The organism is Tenacibaculum profundicola, from assembly GCF_057220795.1.
In genome coordinates, this window is record NZ_CM170137.1 from 540865 (window position 1) to 561677 (window position 20813).

General features: G+C 32.2%; 15 protein-coding genes. 8 read left to right on the forward strand and 7 right to left on the reverse strand.

Annotation, left to right across the window (positions count from 1 at the left end):
* Positions 1–125 precede the first annotated feature (125 nt).
* The 5 genes from AC2TDS_RS02300 to AC2TDS_RS02320 form a co-directional block, all read right to left on the reverse strand.
* On the reverse strand, positions 126–548 hold the full coding sequence (locus AC2TDS_RS02300) for a hypothetical protein (RefSeq protein WP_484737520.1): 423 nt from the start codon (positions 546–548) through the stop codon (positions 126–128).
* A gap of 454 nt (positions 549–1002) precedes the next feature.
* Positions 1003–1158 carry a hypothetical protein gene (locus AC2TDS_RS02305; protein WP_484737521.1) on the reverse strand — a complete coding sequence of 52 codons (156 nt, stop codon included), beginning with the start codon at positions 1156–1158 and terminating at the stop codon, positions 1003–1005.
* Positions 1159–1496: 338 nt separating this feature from the next.
* Entirely contained in the window at positions 1497–3917 is a 2421-nt protein-coding gene (gene priA, locus AC2TDS_RS02310; protein WP_484737522.1) for a replication restart helicase PriA, read from the reverse strand.
* Between the two features lie 343 nt (positions 3918–4260).
* The gene (locus AC2TDS_RS02315) at positions 4261–4821 is read right to left on the reverse strand and encodes a TlpA family protein disulfide reductase (protein WP_484737523.1); all 561 of its coding nucleotides are present in this window, start codon (positions 4819–4821) and stop codon (positions 4261–4263) included.
* Between the two features lie 159 nt (positions 4822–4980).
* Positions 4981–5172: a hypothetical protein gene (locus AC2TDS_RS02320; protein ID WP_484737524.1), complete on the reverse strand. Its 192-nt coding sequence runs from the start codon at positions 5170–5172 to the stop codon at positions 4981–4983.
* A gap of 117 nt (positions 5173–5289) precedes the next feature.
* Here AC2TDS_RS02320 and gcvT point away from each other — a divergent pair, with 117 nt between their 5' ends.
* Entirely contained in the window at positions 5290–6372 is a 1083-nt protein-coding gene (gene gcvT / locus AC2TDS_RS02325; RefSeq protein ID WP_484737525.1) for a glycine cleavage system aminomethyltransferase GcvT, read from the forward strand.
* A gap of 252 nt (positions 6373–6624) precedes the next feature.
* On the opposite strand, the gene AC2TDS_RS02330 is transcribed toward gcvT, so the two are convergent.
* A complete protein-coding gene (locus AC2TDS_RS02330) occupies positions 6625–8061 on the reverse strand; it encodes a pyridoxal phosphate-dependent decarboxylase family protein (protein ID WP_484737526.1) in 1437 nt (478 codons plus the stop codon).
* Between the two features lie 139 nt (positions 8062–8200).
* On the opposite strand from AC2TDS_RS02330, the gene AC2TDS_RS02335 reads away from it, so the two are divergent.
* From AC2TDS_RS02335 to AC2TDS_RS02360, 6 genes are all read left to right on the forward strand, one after another.
* Positions 8201–9835, forward strand: a complete 1635-nt coding sequence (locus AC2TDS_RS02335) for an OstA-like protein (protein ID WP_484737527.1) — start codon at positions 8201–8203, stop codon at positions 9833–9835.
* Between the two features lie 5 nt (positions 9836–9840).
* Positions 9841–11016: an aspartate aminotransferase family protein gene (locus AC2TDS_RS02340; RefSeq protein WP_484737528.1), complete on the forward strand. Its 1176-nt coding sequence runs from the start codon at positions 9841–9843 to the stop codon at positions 11014–11016.
* A 35-nt stretch (positions 11017–11051) separates the two neighbouring features.
* Entirely contained in the window at positions 11052–12818 is a 1767-nt protein-coding gene (locus AC2TDS_RS02345) for an AMP-dependent synthetase/ligase (RefSeq protein WP_484737529.1), read from the forward strand.
* A 71-nt stretch (positions 12819–12889) separates the two neighbouring features.
* Positions 12890–14662, forward strand: coding sequence for an AMP-dependent synthetase/ligase (locus AC2TDS_RS02350; protein ID WP_484737530.1), 1773 nt, complete (start codon positions 12890–12892; stop codon positions 14660–14662).
* An 80-nt stretch (positions 14663–14742) separates the two neighbouring features.
* Positions 14743–16359: an RluA family pseudouridine synthase gene (locus tag AC2TDS_RS02355; RefSeq protein ID WP_484737531.1), complete on the forward strand. Its 1617-nt coding sequence runs from the start codon at positions 14743–14745 to the stop codon at positions 16357–16359.
* An 810-nt stretch (positions 16360–17169) separates the two neighbouring features.
* Complete coding sequence (locus AC2TDS_RS02360) at positions 17170–17895, forward strand: SDR family NAD(P)-dependent oxidoreductase (RefSeq protein WP_484737532.1); 726 nt, start codon at positions 17170–17172, stop codon at positions 17893–17895.
* Positions 17896–17899: 4 nt separating this feature from the next.
* Here the strand turns inward: AC2TDS_RS02360 and AC2TDS_RS02365 are convergent, their stop codons facing one another.
* Positions 17900–18643: a LytR/AlgR family response regulator transcription factor gene (locus tag AC2TDS_RS02365; protein ID WP_484737533.1), complete on the reverse strand. Its 744-nt coding sequence runs from the start codon at positions 18641–18643 to the stop codon at positions 17900–17902.
* A gap of 445 nt (positions 18644–19088) precedes the next feature.
* Between AC2TDS_RS02365 and AC2TDS_RS02370 the strand changes: the two genes are divergently transcribed.
* Positions 19089–20708 carry a class I SAM-dependent methyltransferase gene (locus AC2TDS_RS02370; RefSeq protein WP_484737534.1) on the forward strand — a complete coding sequence of 540 codons (1620 nt, stop codon included), beginning with the start codon at positions 19089–19091 and terminating at the stop codon, positions 20706–20708.
* The last annotated feature ends 105 nt before the right edge of the window (positions 20709–20813 follow it).

Genomic DNA, 20813 nt, shown 5'->3' on the forward strand with positions numbered 1-20813 from the left:
AAAGAAGAAGCTTTTAACTATTTTGGTAATTTACTGATTACCTAATGCTTGTTTTTTTAATGATTAACTAATGAAGTTTAACCTATTTGAAATACTACCGATCTAGATTTTGTTCTAAATATGGGTCATTCTTCTTTTTTATATATCATTTTTGATTCTACTATGACTTCTTGACCACTTTTTGTTATTTCCATATAAGAACTTGCAACGATAAAATTACTGTCGTTTACGGTGGCATTTTCAGAATTATTCTCATAAATTATCTCATAAGTACTGTTTCCTATAAGTTTCCAATTTGCTGAGTTAACAATAAGAATGCAATTACTATTCATATTGATTGCTCTATATGTTTCAATAATAATAGTTCCGTCTTCATTGGCAATGAAAACATTTTTTTCCATACATTGTTCAAAAATATCCATTCCATTTTTGGTAATTTTATGAAGCTTCCATATTCCAATGATAGGGTTTTTTAATTCAATGTTATCATTAGAGCTTGAACAGCTAGCTACTAATATGATCAGGATTAATAAATAGGGGAATCGCATAAATTTTGGTATTTTATTTTTTTGGCAATTATGTTCTATGTACTTCTATCCTATTAAGTTTGTTTTTATTTAGGTTGTTTAAGTAGTGGGGGGCACTAGTTATTATTACTTCTGGTTTAAAGAAAGTGGGGATACTATCTTCAAGTGAAAGAATCTGAATTAGTAAACATGGTAATCGATGTTGGTTAGTATATTTAACGTGTAGCTCGTCGAACTAGAAATAAATAACGAAGATCATGACCTAGAAAAATAATACATTTAACAGTGTCAAGTTTCTTTTCGATATTTTGTTACAACCTTATAAAGTATGAGTATAAATATCGATGTAATAGCCTTATTTTTTAACAAGGTATTAATCCAATTAATTCTTTTAATTCAAGTTAAAATAGTAGTAGCAGTTTTTTTCTTTATATAGTACTATCTCCCTTTTCTTTCAAGCTTAAAATTATAATTTTTAACTTAAAAACACACACCCAAAATCTTTAATCATGAATACCTGATTAAACAAGGTTTCGTTAGAAACTATTGGAATTTCAACAAGAACGAATTGATTAGTTGCCTCGTTTCCTTGTTTATTAACTAGCTTTATTTTAATGGTCTCTGTTTTCATTTTTTAAAGCTTTTATGAATGCTTACTGCAAATTAATAAGGAATTTTAAGGTATCCTCTACATTTTAGTTGAAACAAACGCATCGACCTTTGAGCTTACCAAATCTATAGACAAAATGGAAATGTTCTTAGACGAAAAAACCCACTCAATAGATTGAGTGGGAAAATTGCTATGAAAAAGAAAGTCTATGGACGTCTCCAAAGACACCTGCAAGATACTATTTTTTTTAGAATCATCCAAAGAAATAAGATAAAAAATACATGACATATCTGTCATGTATTTTTATATAAGACATTATTTAGTTGATTATGAGTTTTTTTTGAAAATTAACCAAAACATCAATAAGCATCAATATCGATTATAAATCGGATAGGTCTAAAATCCTTTATTGCCTCAAAAATATTTTTTATTTTATACAATTGCTGCTTCGTTTTTACTAAGGATTGTTTAGGTGGTATTTTAAGAACAATATTTTTTATATATTGATTACGAACACGAGATACAGACGGTTCCGTTGGTCCTAACACATTATCTGTAAATATATTTTGCAACGCTTTTGCTAACCAGTGTATGCCAGAATCCACTCTCGTATAATCTCTATGTTTTAACGTTATTTTTATAACTCTGAAGTAAGGTGGGTAGTGAAACTGCCAACGATCATTCAATTGTTCCTTATACATTTCTATATAATTTGTTGTAGAAACCTGCTGTAATATTTGATGATAAGGGTTATACGTTTGTATTGCTACGTTTCCTTGTTTCTTAGACCTCCCTGCCCTACCCGATACCTGTACCATTAATTGATAGGCGCGTTCATGTGCTCTAAAATCAGGAAAATTGAGCATGGAATCAGCATTTAATATTCCTACTAAAGATACATTTTCAAAATCTAAACCTTTCGATAACATCTGTGTACCTACTAAAATATCAATTTCCTGTGCCTCAAAAGCCCCAATAATTTTCTGAAATCCATATTTCCCACGAGTAGTGTCTATGTCCATTCTACCAATAGAATGATCCGGAAACAATTCTTTTAACTCTAATTCTATTTTTTCCGTTCCAAAACCTTTTGTATCTAGCGTGGTATTACCACATGCATCGCAATTCGTAGGCATGGCTCTTTGATAATGACAGTAATGACATTTCAGCTCTTTACGAAATTTATGATAGGTTAAACTTACATCACAATTCGGGCATTGAGGTGATGTACCGCAAGTTGTGCATTCAACAACAGGAGAATATCCTCGACGGTTTTGAAACAAAATGACTTGTTCTTTTTGATGTAACGCTTCTGTAATCATCTCTAACAAACGATCAGAAAAATGACCTGTCATTTCTTTTTTTCGTTGTTTTTCTTTAATATTAATTAACTCTATTTTAGGCAATTGAACATTTCCAAATCGCCTTTGTAAAGAAACAAACCCATATTTATTTTGTTTTGCATTAAAATAACTTTCTATAGATGGTGTAGCAGAACCAAGCAGTACTTTTGCTTTGTGCTGGTATCCCAAAACAATCGCTGTATCTCTTGCATTGTATCTTGGTGAAGGCTCAAATTGTTTATAGGAACTTTCATGTTCTTCATCAACTACAATTAACCCGAGATCATTAAAGGGTAAAAATATAGACGATCTTGCTCCTAATATAATCTGCGCCTTCGTTTTATTCTCCAATACATTATTCCAAACTTCCACCCGTTCATTCATAGAATACTTAGAATGAAAAACGGAGATCTGACTCCCAAAATAATTTTGCAATCGAGCAATTATTTGAGTGGTTAATGCTATTTCTGGCAGCAAAAAAAGTACTTGCTTTCCCTTAGCTAGTACATCTTTTATAAGCTTCACATAAATTTCTGTTTTACCGGAGCCTGTAACTCCATGCAATAAAGTTACTGCATGTATTTCAAACGTTTTTTTAATAGCATGAAACGCTTCTTCTTGAAATTCATTCAACGCTTTGATACCATTTGTTTCTCCTTCAAAATTAATCCTATCCGTTTGGATATGATAAATCTCAAAAATTTCCTTATCCACCAACGCCTTTATAACCGCAGAAGATACTCCAGCTTGCTTTTCTAAGTCTTTAGTTTTTATAGGCTTCTTAGCGCTAGCTAACTGAAAATAATGCAATACCGCCTCTCTTTGCTTCTTTGCTCTGGATAATTGATCTAATAAATTTTGAAGCCCAACATCGGAAGAATAGTCAGAATTCAAACGAACATATTTAACTAATTTTGGCTTATATACTTCATAAATTTCCTCTTTTATATGAATAGCATCTTTTTTAAGTAATTCATTTATTATTGGCAATACCGTTTTTCTTCCTAAGATATCAGCTACTTGATGTATTGTTAATTGAGAATGATGTTGTAATGCTTCGAAGATCAAAAAAGCTTCATCTCCTAGTGCTAAATCATCGATGAACGATTCATTTTTATAAACAATTGTTTCACTTTCCAACAAAAACGCCGACGGCAATGCCGCTCTGTATACTTCTCCCAGAGAACACATATAATAATTAGCAATCCAATCCCAATGTTTTAACTGCTTCTCATTAACTACAGGTAGCTCGTCTAATATTTGATGTATATCCTTAGCTTCATATAATATTGGAGCTATCTGGTGTATGTTATATACAAGCGCTGTGTATATTTTAGATTTCCCGAAAGGAACAGCAACACGCATTCCTTTTTTCAAGAAATTAGCCTCTAACTCCGTTACCGAATAGGTAAACGTTCTTTGAAGTGGTATTGGCAATATGACGTCTATAAAATAGATTGGAATGATGTTTTTAAGATACAATCAAAACTACGCAAATTTGACTATACTTTAAAAGTTTTTGAGAAATCTCCTTAATTTTCTTGTACCGAAGCCCCACAACCAAATTACACCTCAATTCTATTGATTTTAGAATCAATAAAATAATGACATACTATCTTATCTTTACTAATGAATTGAGCCGCTATTTTAAAAAGATTAAACTATCAAAAAATACTAAAGCCGTCATTTTATTGCATAAAGCACGTTATATATAAACGGAGTCTATTCTTTTTAGTTTTAGTTCTTACTCGATTTTAAGAGGCCTTTTTACCTAAACAACCTAATTCTTATGATCATCTTCAATTAAGGAATCAAATAGGTTTCTTACTTTTATATGGTTCCAATTTGCAGGGCCAGTTTTATTTACCATAATCTCGCCATGTTGATTAATTATGAGTGTTTTAGGAATGGAACTAGCGCGCAACAGCTCAGGAAGTTTACCATAGGTACTATAGGTAGGCAAATCATATCCATTCTTCGTATAAAACTCACTTATGGCACTCCAGTTCTCATTACTCACAAAAACAAAAACGACCTTATCTTTGTAATCATTGTATAATAGCTGTATACTCGGTATTTCCGCAATACAAGGAGGACACCATGTTGCCCAGAAATTAAGAAATATGATTTTACCTTTTAATTTTCGGGAATCAATATTCTCTGTGTTTAAGCCCTTTAATGACCAATTATACTCCGATAATACTTCCGTTTTCTCCTCACTCACTACTGAAGGAGAAAAAGAAAACAAACGGATAACATGTACTCTAGTTGGTGTGTATAAAAGCACCCCTATAAGCAATAAAAAAACAACATTCGAAACTAATTTTTTTGTGATCTTCATTTGTTAATCCTCTAAATTTGATACTATAAGTTCATCAAAAATACTTTCTTTTTTCATTAATTTTTAAATTTATATTACCGAGTTTGGTAATTCCTTTGATAAGTAATCTTTCTTAGGCACAAAGAATACTTCATTATACATATTCCTTTAGTAGTCTGTTTACATTTCAGAAGAAACAACCAATACTACTTCTCCATTAATTTCATGAAAATTCGCTGGAATATAATCCGTAAGAGTTTGCTCAGCAATGGTTTCATTATTTGCTAGAAAAATTAAAAGTAAAGTAATACTCTCAATTTCATTAATTTTTGAATTTTGTAATATCTCAAAAGTAAAATTAATTATTTGCACTACTCGAATATTAACATAACTGCAGAATGCAACATGGTAAAATATTACATGTTATCGTCGAATTTATTAATCATTTTTTATATACTTTAGCATGATAATAAACAAACAATTTTAAAAATGAAAAATACTGCATTAACACACATTCATGAGGCATTAGGTGCAAAATTAGTTCCTTTTGCAGGATATAATATGCCTGTACAGTATGAAGGTGTGAACATGGAGCACGAAACTGTGCGTAACGGTGTTGGTGTATTTGATGTGAGTCATATGGGAGAATTCTTCTTAAAAGGAGAAAATGCATTGGCTTTAATACAAAAAATAACATCTAATGACGCGTCTAAATTAGTTCCTGGAAAAGCCCAATATAGTTGTATGCCAAATGCCAATGGTGGTATCGTTGATGACTTGATAATATATATGATTAGCGACCAAGAATATATGTTAGTTGTGAATGCTTCTAATATTGAAAAAGATTGGAACTGGATTGCTACTCACAATGATTTAGGAGTTGAAATGGAAGATCGCTCTGACGATTGGTCTTTATTAGCCATCCAAGGACCTAAAGCAGCCGAAGCTATGCAATCATTAACTTCAGTTGATTTATCTAAAATTAAATTCTATACTTTTCAAATTACCGATTTTGCAGGTTTACCAAATGTTATCGTATCTGCTACAGGTTATACTGGTTCAGGAGGTTTTGAAATTTATGTAAAAAATAAAGATGTTGAAGCTGTTTGGAACAAAGTTTTTGAAGCAGGTGCTGATTGGGGTATTAAACCAATTGGACTAGCAGCTCGAGACACCCTACGTTTAGAAATGGGATATTGCCTTTATGGGAATGATATTGATGACACCACCTCTCCTATTGAAGCAGGTTTAGGTTGGATAACCAAATTTACGAAAGAGTTTGTTAATTCTGATGCCTTAAAACAGCAAAAATTGGAAGGAGTAACTCGTAAATTGGTTGCTTTTGAAATTATTGATCGCGGTATTCCCCGTCAAGGATATGACATCGTGAATGACAATGGAACTAAAATAGGTTATGTTACTTCGGGAACCATGAGTCCTTCACTAAAAAAAGGTATTGGTTTGGGGTATGTCACTATTGAACATTCAAAAGTTGATACGGATATCTTTATTCAAATACGTAAAAAACAAGTTACTGCCAAAGTGGTTAAACTACCTTTTTACAAAGCTTAGTATAATTTATATAACCTAAAAAAATAGCTAGAGTATACATCTCTAGCTATTTTATTTTATTTCAATACTTATTTCTTCTATAAATAATTCCATTCATCACTTGAAATCAAGATTCTAATACAGTTTTTATCTTGCTACTTTCTTAGAAAAAGAAACTATATCAAAAAGATTATGCTTGATGCTTACACCAACTCTTAAGTACAATTACTCAAAACAAACTGCTTTACAAGCATTGTAAGGGCATTTAATACGTTATTCGTTACCTTTCTCTAAAATCTCATCAGCATATGAATTACACAGTAAGAAAGTAGATTCAACATCCTCAAACGTTGTTTTAGGATTAATCAAACACATTCTTAAAACTACTTGTTTATTTAACACCGTTGTAACTAAAAACGCATCTCCAGAATCCATGATTTTTTGAGAAATCTTTTGGTTAAGTTCATCTAAATCCTTTTCTGAAAGCGTTAAACCAATTGGATTATATCTAAAATTTATCACCGCTAGATTGGCTGGAGAAATAATTTCCCAATTTCTACTTTTGCGCAACATACGCTCAACATCATCTGCCAATTTTATATTATAACTTACCGCCTTTTTAAACGTATCTAGTCCATAGGTTTTAATGGACATATAAAACTTTAAAGCTCTAAAGCGTCGGGTAAGTTGAATTCCATAATCGTAAAAATTAATTTCAGATTCATTGCCTTCAATATCTCTTAAATACTCAGGTTTTTCACTAAATGTATTGCTTAACCAAGAAGCATCTTTAACTAGCAAGCAACCTATTTCATAAGGTTGAAAGAACCATTTATGAGGATCAACAGTAAGAGAGTCTGCACGTTCAATACCTCTTAAAGCACTCGCTCCTTTTTCTGATAAAATGGCTGCGCCTCCATAGGCACCATCTATATGCATCCACAAATCTTCTTCTTCACAAATATCAGCGATCTCATCTAAAGGATCAACCGTTCCGGTATTCGTAGTTCCTGCCGAAGCAATATAACAAAAAGGCTGAAGTCCTTCTAATCGGTCTTTAGCTATTGCATTTTTAAGCTTGTTAATACTAATTCTAAACTCTAAATCAGTAGGTAACACTCTAATTTGCTCTTTTTTGAACCCTAAAACTCTAATTGCTTTAATATTTGAGGAATGTGCTTGATCAGACAAGTAAATAACTGCTTTTGAAAAATCATCTCCACATTTCAAACGTCTGGCGGTTACAATAGCCGTCAAATTTGCCATAGATCCACCGCTGGTAAAAATACCACCTCCTTTTTCTACTGGGAAATTATACATTCTAAGTAACCAATTCATGGTAACAATCTCTAATTCAGCCGCTGCGGGAGAAACCATCCATCCACCAGAAAAAATATTGAATCCAGTAGCCAAACTATCAGCCATTGTACTGATAAAATTACTAGGTCCTGGCACAAAAGAAAACGCTTTAGGATGCGAAGTCACCGCGCTATTCGGAATGACGTTTTCCATTACAAAATCTAGTACCTCTTCTGCAGGTGTTCCTTCATTTGGTGCTTCTTGTAAAAAAACACTATCCATTTCTTTTCTACTCGCTTTTACCACAGGTTTTTTATCTCCTATTGTACTCCAATGTTCGGCTATTAAGTCAACTATTTTATATCCATACGACTTCATTTCTTCTTTTGATAGATCAAAATGAGCACTCATATTTTTATTATTTTAAATTTTAAACAAAATTAAAACAATTAAACACCCTAGCCTTTTTTATTAGAATATTTTTTTATTTTATTATTAAGAAAATTAGCCTATTCTTTTCATTATTTTTGTATTCCAAAAATGTACTATTTTGAAAAAAATATTTTTTCTCCTCACTTTGCTGTTCTTTGTTAATAGTTATTCGCAAGCAAAAAAAATTAGAATAATTTCAAGTCAGTATTCTGAATCTGATGAAAAGAAATTCCCCGGAGCCACTATTTTAATTGGTAACGTTAAATTAGCTCATGAAGGTGCTACTTTAAATTGTAAACAAGCCTTATTGTACAAAAAAGACAACTTGTTTAAAGCAGCTGGTGACGTGATTATAGAACAAGGAGACAGTATTATTCAGTACAGTGATTATACATTATACGATGGTAATACGAAAAAAGCAAAGTCATGGGGTAATGTTGAGATTAACGACAAAGAAATGAAAATGAGTACTGACACCCTTCATTTCGACAGGAAAGAACAAGTTCTTTATTATAAAAATGGGGCCACCATAAAGGATAAAAAAAATACTTTAAAAAGTTTAAGAGGCACCTATTTTCTTCAAGAAAAAAAGTTTTCAGCAAAATCTAAAGTAACGGTTGTAAATCCAAACAACTTTCTGGAGTCCGATCATTTAGATTATTATACCAATACAGGTTTGGCTTATTTATATGGTCCCAGCACCATTACCAATTTAAAAGATAGTACTAAAGTATATTCTGAAAAAGGATTTTATGACACCAATACAGAAGTTTCGTACTTTGTAAAAAAAGCTAAGCTTTTTCTTAAAAATAGAACGGTAGAAGCTGACAGTTTATATTACGATAAAAGAAAAGGGTTTGCCTCTGCTACGAACAGAATAAAAGTTATTGACAGCATACAACGCACAGTTACTAAGGGGAATTATGCTGAATTATATGAAATGAAAGATTCATTGTTCATTATTGGTAGAGCCGTTGCTATTTCTGAGCATCAAAAAGATTCAATGTATGTTCATGGTGATAAAATTTTAATTACTGGTAAGTCTGAAGAAAGGATTGTACGAATATTTAAAAATGTTAAAATATTTAAATCTAACCTACAAGGAAAATGCGACTCTATACATACGAGTCAAGTTACTGGTTTAACAAGAATGTTTCAAAATCCGGTTTTGTGGTCTGGTAAAAGTCAAATTACAGGCGATAGTATTCAGCTGCTATCAAACAAACAAACAAATAAGTTAGACTCCCTATTTGTTTTACAAAATGCGTTTATTATTCAAAAAGATTCATTGGCAAAAAAGAACTATAACCAGATAAAAGGAAGAAATATTTATGGTAAGTTTATGGAAAATGATTTAAGAACCATGCTTGTAAAGGGAAATGCTGAATCTCTTTACTACAATAGAAATAAGGATACTCAAAAATTAGAAACCATCACCAAAGAGATTGCTAGCGATATAGAATTTACTCTGGAGAATAACGAAATCATACAAACAAAATATTTTAAAAAATCCGAAGGAAAAACGTTCCCCCCTTCTGAATTTCCTGAAAATGAACGTCAATTTAAAGGGTTTGTTTGGCGAGGTGATGAACAACCGAAAGTAATGGAAGATATCTTTATAAGAGATAAAATCACCCCTGTTAAAAAGCAAAAAACAAGTGAGGTTGTTAGAAAAGCACAAGAAAAACTATCCAAAGAAAATAGAAGAAAAGGAAAAGCTGTTAAGCCTCGTTTCGATTTTAAAAGAAAGTAGATTTTATGAAAGATGATTTTTTCAAATATCAAGGGCAAACAACTCCGCATCCATTGGCTATTGAAATTTCACATGCCAAAGGTAGCTATATCTACGATACCTCCGGAAAAAAGCTCTTAGATTTTGTTGCAGGGGTGTCTGCTAATAGTTTAGGACACTGCCACCCGAAGGTAAATGATGCCATAAAAAAACAGCTTACGCAATACACTCATGTAATGGTTTACGGTGAGTTTATACAAAAACCACAATTAGAACTTTGTAAAAAACTTGTCGATACATTGCCCAACAGGCTATCTTCGGTATATTTAGTTAATTCTGGAACCGAAGCTACTGAAGGGGCTTTAAAACTTGCAAAAAGATATACAGGTAAAAGTGAAATTGTTGCGGCAAAAAACAGTTATCATGGCAACACACAAGGAGCCATGAGTGTGTCCGGTGCTGAACAGCAAAACCGCGCTTATCGCCCATTAATACCTGGTATAAAGTTTATTAAATTTAATCATGAATTAGATCTAGCAAAAATCACAAGCGTTACGGCTGCTGTTATCTTAGAAACGATACAAGGCGGTGCTGGATTTATAGAACCTACAAATGATTATTTATTTAAGGTAAAAAAGCGATGTGAAGAAGTCGGTGCTCTACTTATATTAGATGAAATTCAGTCAGGTATAGGACGAACGGGAACGTTCTGGGGATTTGAAAACTATAAGGTAATCCCAGATATTATTGTTGCAGGAAAAGGATTGGGAGGAGGAATGCCTATTGGTGCTTTTATAAGTTCTAAAGAAATAATGAGCTGTTTGAAAGATAATCCGAAGTTAGGACATATTACTACCTTTGGTGGCCATCCAGTTATTGCCGCTGCTGGTTTAGCAACTGTAAACGAAATAACTCAAACTAGCCTAATGAATGAAGCTCTTAAAAAAGAACAACTCATTCGTAGGGTCTTAGAAAAACATCCGAAAATTAAAGAAATAAGAGGTCGTGGTTTAATGCTGGCTTTAATGGTTGAATCTGCGGAATATGCAAGCGAGGTAATTCTCGATTGCCTTGAGCACGGTTTAATACTATTCTGGCTACTTTTTGAAGGAAAAGCAATTCGAATAACCCCTCCATTAAACATAAGTGAAAAAGAAATTAGAAAAGGGTGTTCTATTTTATTGAAGATTTTAAATAAATAATAATTTTTAGTAGATTTATCGCAAAAGAATACTAAATGCATATACCTTCTAATATCAAAAGACTATTTGATTTCCCATATCATCAATTAAGTCAATACCCACAAGAAAAATGTTTTGTTTCAAAAACGAATAATCAATGGAAGCATACTTCTACTAAGAAATATTTAGAATTAGCGAATAAAGTAAGCCGTTCTTTATTATCATTAGGTGTAAAACCCAATGATAAAATAGCAATTATTACTTCTGTAAATCAGCCTAAATGGCACATTCTAGATATTGGAATCTTACAAATAGGGGCTGTTAATGTACCCCTTTACTCAACTTTTTCAGAAAAGGATTATACATACATTCTAAATCATTCTGATAGTATGTATTGTTTTGTTTCTGATAATGAACTCTATCAAAAAATCAAGGCTGTACAAGGTCAAACAGAACTTAAAAAAGTATTTTCGTTTGAAGAAATCGAAACTGATTTTGATTGGAATAATTTTTTAAGTCATGATAATATAGAACTACAATCGCAGGTAGAAGATCTAAAAAATAATGTACTGGCATCAAATTTGGCAACCATTATTTATACTTCTGGCACAACAGGAACTCCAAAAGGTGTAATGCTTTCACATAATAATATTGTCACAAATGTTTTTGCTGTAGGCAGTGTATTGCATATTCAAAACCATAAAAAAACGATCAGCTACCTTCCAATTTGTCATATTTATGAAAGAGCTGTTTCGTATTATTCTCAATTCATGGGGTTTGAAATTCATTTTGCCGAAAGCATTGACAAAATTGGAGATAATCTAAAAGAAATACAACCCCATTTTATGGCGGTTGTTCCAAGATTATTAGAGAAAGTTTTTGATAAAATAGTAACCAAAGGGAGTGATTTAAAAGGACTAAAAAGACGATTGTTTTTTTGGGCTCTAAACCTAGGAGAATGCTACCAACCTTACCAAAAAAATGGTTGGTGGTATGAAATGCAATTAGTACTAGCGCAAAAACTCGTTTTCTCAAAATGGAAGAAAGCCTTAGGGGGTAATTTGGAGTTTATGTTAGCTGGTAGCGCCGCAATGCAACCAAGACTCATAAAAGTATTTACGGCTGCCGGTATTCCGGTTTTTGAAGGATATGGATTAACGGAAACCTCTCCAGCAGTTTCTGTGTCAAGTTTCCAAAATAACAGGTTTAAAATTGGTACCGTTGGTAAAATAATAAACGATGTAACCGTAAAAATAGCAAATGACGGTGAAATTTTAGTGAAAGGTCCGAACGTAATGTTAGGCTATTATAAAAGCCCTGAAATAACCAATCAAGTAATGAAAAATGGTTTTTTCCATACGGGTGATATTGGTACGTTAGATGACGATGGTTTTTTAAAAATTACCGATAGAAAAAAAGGTATTTTTAAAACATCTGGTGGAAAATATATTGCCCCAACCGTATTGGAAGGTGAACTAAAAAAATCAAGATTTATAGAGCAGGTAATGGTTATTGGCGAAAATGAAAAAATGCCAGCCGCTTTAATACAAATTGCAAATGATTTTGTTCAAGAATGGGCTAACAGACATCAATACCAAATTGAAGACATCACAAATGATGATAAGCTGATTGCTCGAATACAAAAAGAAATAGATCTCTGCAACGCACGATTTGGAAAATGGGAACAAATAAAACGATTTGAAATTACGCCTGAAGAATGGTCAATTGAAAGTGGTCTTTTGACCCCAACCATGAAAATGAAGCGGAATATTATATTGAAAAAATACCATTATTTATATGAAAAAATATATAACTCTCAATAAATCAAACAACAAAATCTTATTTGTCGGATCAAGCTATTTTTTATACTTTGCAGAATCCAAAATTTGAACTTATGCCGAGTGAAATTAAACGTCTTTTCGACTTTCCATACTATCAATTAAAAACATATAATTTACCAAAAGCATTTACCACAAAATACGGAGGTAAATGGGAATCGATATCATCCAAAGAGTATATCGATAAAGCCAATGCTATCAGTAGAGGTTTATTACGTTTAGGAGTGCGGCCTAATGATAAAATTGCTATAATTTCTACCAATAATAGAACTGAATGGAACATCTGCGATATTGGTATCTTGCAAACAGGTGCGCAAAACGTGCCAATTTACCCTACTATTTCTAAAGAAGACTACGAGTATATATTAAATCACTCAGAAGCAACCTATTGCCTTGTTTCAGATGATACAATTTTAGAAAAGTTAAACCAAATAAAAGCAAATACAAAGCTTAAAGAGGTTTTTACTTTTGATGATATTAACGGGGAAAAAAGCTGGAAAGAAATTCTCAAACTAGGAGAAAACCAAGACAATCAACCCGACGTTGAAGAGCGTAAAAATGCTGTCACTCCAGATACGTTAGCAACGCTTATATACACTTCTGGAACTACTGGTAGGCCCAAAGGTGTTATGTTATCTCACGAGAATATTGTTAGTAATGTTTTAAATAGTGAAAAACTAGTGCCTTTAACGTACGGTAGTGATAAAGGTTTGAGCTTTTTACCTGTATGTCATATTTTCGAACGAATGATACTGTATTTATATCAGTACTGTGGTGTTTCAATATATTTCGCAGAGTCTATAGAATTGTTAAGTGATAATGCCAAGGAAGTTAAACCTAATGTAATGACGGCTGTGCCCCGTCTCTACGAAAAAATTTACGATAAAATTTACGCAAAAGGAACGGAATTATCTGGTATCAAGAAAAAACTTTTCTTTTGGGCTATTAAATTAGGATTAAAATATGAGCCATACGGGGCTAATGGATGGTGGTACGAAAAGCAACTAAATATTGCGCGTAAACTCATTTTCTCTAAATGGCAAGAAGCCTTAGGAGGTGAATTAAAACTTATGGTTTCTGGGTCTGCAGCACTTCAACCAAGACTAACAAGAGTTTTTGCTGCAGCAAAAATGCCTGTAATGGAAGGTTATGGTCTTACAGAAACTTCTCCGGTAATATCTGTAAATAGCATAAAGAATGGTGGGTTCAGAGTTGGAACCGTAGGTAAGGTTATAGATAGCGTTGAGGTTAAAATAGCAGAAAATGGAGAAATCTTAGCAAAAGGACCAAATATAATGGTTGGGTACTATAAAGATCCAGAAAAAACTGCGGAGGTTCTTAAGGACGGGTATTTCCATACTGGTGATAAAGGTGAAATTTGTAAAGATGGCTTTCTGAAAATTACAGGAAGAACAAAGGAAATGTTTAAAACTTCCGGTGGAAAATATGTAGTCCCTCCTTTATTAGAAGGAGAGTTAAAACAATCAAGGTTTATTGAACAAATAATGGTTATTGGCGAAGGTGAAAAAATGCCTGCGGCACTTATACAACCCAACTTTGATTTTGTGCGTGAATGGGCCAGTCGTCACAAAATTACATTACAAGATAATAGCGACTTAATAAGTAATCATAAAGTAATTGAACGTATTCAAGAAGAGATCAACCATTGTAATACTAAATTTGGTAAATGGGAACAGATAAAGCGTTTTGAATTAACCCCACAAGAATGGTCAATTGATGGAGGTCACTTAACCCCTACCATGAAAATGAAACGAAAAATAATTAAAGAAATTTACTCAGATTTATACGACAAAATTTATAGGTGCTAATCATTGTATTAGTCAAAACATAACGTCATTACAAAGCTTTGCAAATAGCATGCTTGTAATGACGTAATTTTTAAAATACCATGCAGAAGGTACATCAGTTTACGACAAATATCACGAACATTGAACTGCCAGACAAACTTGCATATCCTTACAATTATGTTCCTCATCCAATAGCTCAAATAGCATCTCGAGAACTTCAGGACTACCTCCAACATCAAACTGATTTTGATCATGAATTTGGTTTTAATAACTCCACTAAAGCTGTGGGTAAAATGTTTGGAGTACTCGTTGTAAAAGATGCACAAGGAAACTTAGGCTATATCGCTGCTTTTTCAGGAAAGCTCGCAAATGTCACCCAACATAACTACTTTGTTCCTCCAATATTTGATATACTTGACCCTGCCGGATTTTATATAAAAACCGAAAAACAACTCAATATACTTAATGAGCGTATTTCAACTCTAAGTAATCAAGAAGAATATTTAACGGTTAAACAACGGTATCAAAGAGAAAATGAATGCCATGCCATTTTATTAAACGAAGAACGTTTAAAAATAAAAACACGACGTAAGCACCGAAAGGAACATCATAAAACTAACAATCAACAAAATATAAACGAAGAGTTCTATCTTAGAGAATATGAAGTTTATTTGAATAACAAAATCAATTCATTAGAAAAGCAATTTCTAGAACTTCAATCTCAAATAAACAAATTACATGAACAACGAGCAAAAATGTCAGCCAATGTTCAATATAAAATATTTGAGCATTATGTCTTTTTAAATACCAAAAATGAAACTAAAAATTTATTAAGCATTTTCACTAATAGTTTGCAAAAAATCCCTGCTGGCGCTGGTGAGTGTTGCGCTCCTAAACTTTTTCAATACGCCTTTTCAAATCAACTAACCCCTGTTGCAATGGCAGAATTTTGGTGGGGAAAACCGTTATCAACATCCATACGAAAACACCAAAATTACTACCCTGCATGTACTGGTAAATGTAAACCTATTTTAGAACATATGCTTCAAGGTTTGGTGTTAGAAAAGAACCCTTTACTGACCAAATTAAGTTCGCCTCAAAAACTCGACTTTTTATTTGAAGATGATTATATGGCGGCGGTAAACAAACCAACTGATTTTTTGAGTGTTTCAGGCAAAGAAATTACTTATTCCGTTGAAAGTGTACTACGTAAAAAATACCCTAATGCAACAGGCCCTTTGATTGTGCATCGCTTAGATATGTGTACTTCTGGAATACTTCTTATCGCGAAAACAAAAGAAGTACATAAAGCATTACAAGCACAGTTTCTTCATAAAACGATACGCAAACGTTATGTGGCCTTACTAAATGGTGTATTACCCAAACAAAAAGGAAGTATAAATTTACCCATACGTGTAGATCTAGAAAATCGTCCTAGGCAACTAGTTTGCTTTGAGTATGGAAAACCATCCCAAACTCACTGGGAAACAATTCGTGTAAAAAACCAACAAACTAAGGTCTATTTTTATCCTATTACAGGAAGGACGCATCAATTAAGAGTTCATGCCGCACATACTTTAGGTCTTAATACTCCTATTGTGGGTGATGACTTATATGGGACACAACAAAACAGGCTACATTTACACGCAGAATATATTTGTTTTACTCACCCTATTACTCAGAAAAAAATAGAAATAAGTTCGCCGGTACCTTTTTAGTCTAAACCATGAGTTTATAAATTTTAAGCTTACCTATACCAAAAAAAATCCCCTTTCGTTTCAGAAAGGAGATATCCCTTAAATATTAGCAGAATGTGTTGTGTTTGCAACTCTTATACAAACACACTGCAATTTATGTAAAATTGGCGCAATTTTAACTCAGGGATATCCCTAGAAACGCATTAAGGGTTAACCCTTAATTTACTACTCAAAAACCATGAATCTTATACGAAATAGTATTTATCACTTGAAATCACCCTAATAAAACAATCTTTTTTCCCTTGTTATTTTAGTCGCCTGACTTCGATTCATTTTACTTCCACAGAAGCCCATACTACGATTTGATTTAAAAAGGACAGAAATTGAACCTATAATTCAAGACTTTTTCGAGTAAAGATTACTGTTTATAAGGCTTTGCACTTTTAATTTTGTTTTCCTTATGAGCTGTTATGTTTTTCAAATTATAAATAGCCCTTCAAAACCGTGTTTGATGTAATACCATTTGAATTTACAGTAAATTCAAACAATAACTCGTATAACATAACAAAAGTATTAGTTTCGTATACCACAATATCAAATGGCATAGGGTATAACAAAAAAAAGCTCTCCGCAGAGAGCTCAAACTAAAAACCAATTTAAAAATCTAATATTGAAAAAACTTTGATATAAAAATACGAGCTAAACTCTATTCATTTCTTATAAATAAGATCAGCTTTCTTGTTTCTAAAGACGATTGATAAAAAAGTGTAGATCAATGGTAATTCATAATACTTACCAAATAGAGCGATTCATTTTACTTATCTTTACACTATGGATATTATTATTATAACAGGAGGTAGTAAAGGAGTCGGTAAGGCTTTAGCAAAGAAGTATGCATCTAAAAATTATAAAGTATATTCAATTTCTAGGAGTATCATAAACATGGAAAACATCACTCAAATTACTCTTGATTTAAGTAATTCAAGAGAAACTGAAGTGAATTTCAAGACTCTTTTGAATACCATTCTAAAAGATTGTATTTCATCAATCACATTGATAAATAATGCGGGAAGACTAGGGCAAATTGGTAATTTAGAAAATATAGAAGCAAGTGATATTTATAAAACCATGCAACTTAATACCACCACTCCAATTATATTGGCCAGTTTATTCATAAAGCACACCCAACACTTAAGATGTAAAAAACAACTGATAAATATATCTTCTGGCGCCGCCGTAAATACCTATCAAGGTTGGAGTGTTTATTGTACATCTAAAGCTGCCATAGACATGCTAACCAAAACCATCGCAGCAGAGCAAGAAACGATCGAAAATGGTGTTAAATGCATATCTATATACCCTGGTGTTGTAGACACAAGTATGCAAGCTCAAATAAGAAGTACTGATAAAAGTAATTTTAAAAAATTACAACGCTTTATTGATTTAAAAGAAAATAACGAGTTATATAAGCCAAATTTCGTTGCTGATACCATTTTCAAAATTGACACCTCAAATATGCTCGCTAATGGTTCAATTTTTGATATTAGAAACCTATAGATAATTACCTAAAAATAGTATTATCCTTAATAAAAGCATTTTTATAACGCTCACTAAAAGGAATCTGACTATTATCTTCTAGTATAATTAAATTATCTTCAAAATATATTTCTTTTATATTTTTCATATTGATCAGAAAGTTTCGATGTACCTGCTTAAAATTAGGATTTGAAAGCATTTCTTTTAATTTGGTTAATGATAATTTTATTAAATACGTTCCGTCATCACATTGTAAATTACAATATTTCTCTTTTACTTCGATATAGTTAATAGATCCGACATCTACCTTTACCACGCTTCTTTTCTTTTTAATAAATAAGAAAGCAGGGCTCAATACGGCGTTGTTATCATTAAAGCTAATGCTATTAGATTGCTGATAACAGGATTCTATCGCCAGTTCAAGTGCATATAAAAGTTCTAGCTCATTATACGGTTTTAGTAGATAAACCATAGGATTGGTTAGCTTGGCCTCATCAAAAATAGCTTTACTTTGCATACTGGTTAAAAACAAAAATGGAACATTTACTCCATATTGATTAATGCGTTGCGCTAATTCAATTCCTTCAGGCCTCCCATCTATCATAATATCTAAAATAATTACGTCAAAAAAGCGGTTTTTAATCTCCTTTTCCGCCTCAAAAGCATTATTTACTCGTATTACTTCATATTGGTTCTCTTCTAATAATGTAATCAGTTCGTTGGCCTCTTCATCTAAATCTTCAAGTAGTAATAGTCTTAGTATGTTCATAGGATAAAAATATATGAAATTTGTTAACAAAACCAATTTTTATTACTTTTATATTGCCTTTTGGTCGATTAAATTCTTTTTATATCTTCAGGGTTTCATTTTTACCAAATGTTATAATTACAAGTTAGATACATTGTTTCCATTTAATTTCATTTAATTTTCTTTATTAAAATAGCCAGAACAAAATAATTGGATGCAACACCAAACAATTCTAAAAAATAAAAATCACCATAAGATAATGAAAAACAAAACTATACACAAGAATTCATCTCTCTATATTTATGCTTTCTCTATAAAAGTATCAAAATCATCTCGTATACAATTGATTTCAACTTGTTAATACCACAACCAAAAAGATAAAAAAAAACCAATACCTATTCAATAATTCGAAATAGGTTTTTATTTTACTATCAAATAGTTATATTTAAAAAAAATAACACTTTATATGTTGTCAAAACAAGAAAAAAAACATCTCCGAGGTAATTTATTTCGTCATTTAGATGGAATTGTTACCTGCCCTTCGGCATATAGCTTGCAAGAAAGTGGTGTTACAGAATATCTTTTAGAGAAAAAATCGGCCTACCTATCGGAAATAGCTACTAAATTTAACGCCAATGATGGATATTTAAATGTTGCCTTACGCATTTTATGCTCACAAGGTTGGTTAACCCAATGTATTGACAACAAAAACAACACTGTTCTTTTTGAAATCAATGAACGTTCTTCAGTAGCCTTTTCATATTTTAAGTTATATAAAGAAGCTTTTCTGCTATTGAAGTTTTCTGAACGTTATAATTCGAGAAAGTTTGAAGCTGAACCATTTTTTAAACTTGAAAAATTGTACACAAGTTTTAAAAATAATTTTGGTGTAACAACGTCAACTAATTCTCAAGAAAAAGAAATTTTAACTCAAATTCTTACTCATATAGAAGGCATTATCGTTGGTCCTACTTTAGTTTTACTAGGTATGAGTGGTATGTTTCACCAGTACTTTATGCAAACAAAGTTTAAAGCGGAAGAGTTCCATAAAGATGCAGAAAATTTTGGTCGATTATTAGACATCCTTACCAGTATGGAGTGGTTTATTAAAACCAACGATTATTATGAGTTTACTGACAAAGGTTTATTTTTTGCAAGAAGAGCGAGTGCCTATGGGGTTACCGTTTCTTACATTCCTACCCTACGAAAGTTAACTACGTTAATTTTTGGAAATACAACACTATTTACTACCTCAAGCACACATAATGAAGAGGTTCATGTAGATAGGGAGATGAATGTCTGGGGAAGTGGCGGAGCTCATTCTGCATATTTTAAAGTGATCGATGAAATCATCATTAATCTTTTTAACAAACCAATACAAGAGCAACCTAAAGGTATTTTAGATGTCGGTTGTGGCAATGGTGCTTTTTTAAAACATTTATTTAATGTTATTGAAAATCAGACCGAACGTGGTAAAGTTCTAGAGGATCATCCATTGCTACTTATCGGAGTAGATTATAATGAAGCTGCTCTAAAGGTTACACGTAAAAATTTGGTACAAGCTGATATTTGGGCAAAGGTTATTTGGGGGGATATTGGAAATCCAAAAGCCATGTCAGAAGACTTACAAGAAAAGTACGGTATTAATCTATCTGACCTATTAAACGTTCGTACATTTTTAGATCACAACCGTATTTGGCAAAATCCAACACCTACTAACAATTTGGCTGTATCATCTTCAACAGGTGCGTACACCTATAAAGGCAATCGATTGAGCAATAATTTGGTTTTAGAATCATTAAAGCAACATTTTGCTAAATGGACTCCGTATATCGGTAGATACGGATTATTACTCATTGAGCTACACACCACTGACCCTAATCTAGTTTCTAAAAACCTCGGAGAAACTGCGGCTACAGCTTATGATGCCACTCATGGCTATTCAGATCAATATATTGTTGAATTAGATGAGTACATGAAGGCAATGCGGCACATTGGTTTAATTCCTGATGAAAATGCATTTAGAAAGTTTCCTAACTCTGATTTAGCAACAGTTTCTGTTAATCTTTTTAAGCCTATAGCATAATTGTTTATAGCATGTAAAGTTTATAGATAAAACATATCACTAAATGTAATCGTTGTGTAATTTTACTTAAGAATCGATTAACATGATTTATCCTATTTCTTACAT

Excerpts from the sequence above, each read along its gene's own strand:
- AC2TDS_RS02300 (WP_484737520.1), bottom strand. The coding sequence starts at position 548 with ATGCGATTCCCCTATTTATTAATCCTGATCATATTAGTAGCTAGCTGT.
- AC2TDS_RS02305 (WP_484737521.1), bottom strand. The coding sequence starts at position 1,158 with ATGAAAACAGAGACCATTAAAATAAAGCTAGTTAATAAACAAGGAAAC.
- AC2TDS_RS02315 (WP_484737523.1), bottom strand. The coding sequence starts at position 4,821 with ATGAAGATCACAAAAAAATTAGTTTCGAATGTTGTTTTTTTATTGCTT.
- gcvT (WP_484737525.1), top strand. The coding sequence starts at position 5,290 with ATGAAAAATACTGCATTAACACACATTCATGAGGCATTAGGTGCAAAA.
- AC2TDS_RS02330 (WP_484737526.1), bottom strand. The coding sequence starts at position 8,061 with ATGAGTGCTCATTTTGATCTATCAAAAGAAGAAATGAAGTCGTATGGA.
- AC2TDS_RS02340 (WP_484737528.1), top strand. The coding sequence starts at position 9,841 with ATGAAAGATGATTTTTTCAAATATCAAGGGCAAACAACTCCGCATCCA.
- AC2TDS_RS02345 (WP_484737529.1), top strand. The coding sequence starts at position 11,052 with ATGCATATACCTTCTAATATCAAAAGACTATTTGATTTCCCATATCAT.
- AC2TDS_RS02350 (WP_484737530.1), top strand. The coding sequence starts at position 12,890 with ATGCCGAGTGAAATTAAACGTCTTTTCGACTTTCCATACTATCAATTA.
- AC2TDS_RS02355 (WP_484737531.1), top strand. The coding sequence starts at position 14,743 with ATGCAGAAGGTACATCAGTTTACGACAAATATCACGAACATTGAACTG.
- AC2TDS_RS02360 (WP_484737532.1), top strand. The coding sequence starts at position 17,170 with ATGGATATTATTATTATAACAGGAGGTAGTAAAGGAGTCGGTAAGGCT.
- AC2TDS_RS02365 (WP_484737533.1), bottom strand. The coding sequence starts at position 18,643 with ATGAACATACTAAGACTATTACTACTTGAAGATTTAGATGAAGAGGCC.
- AC2TDS_RS02370 (WP_484737534.1), top strand. The coding sequence starts at position 19,089 with ATGTTGTCAAAACAAGAAAAAAAACATCTCCGAGGTAATTTATTTCGT.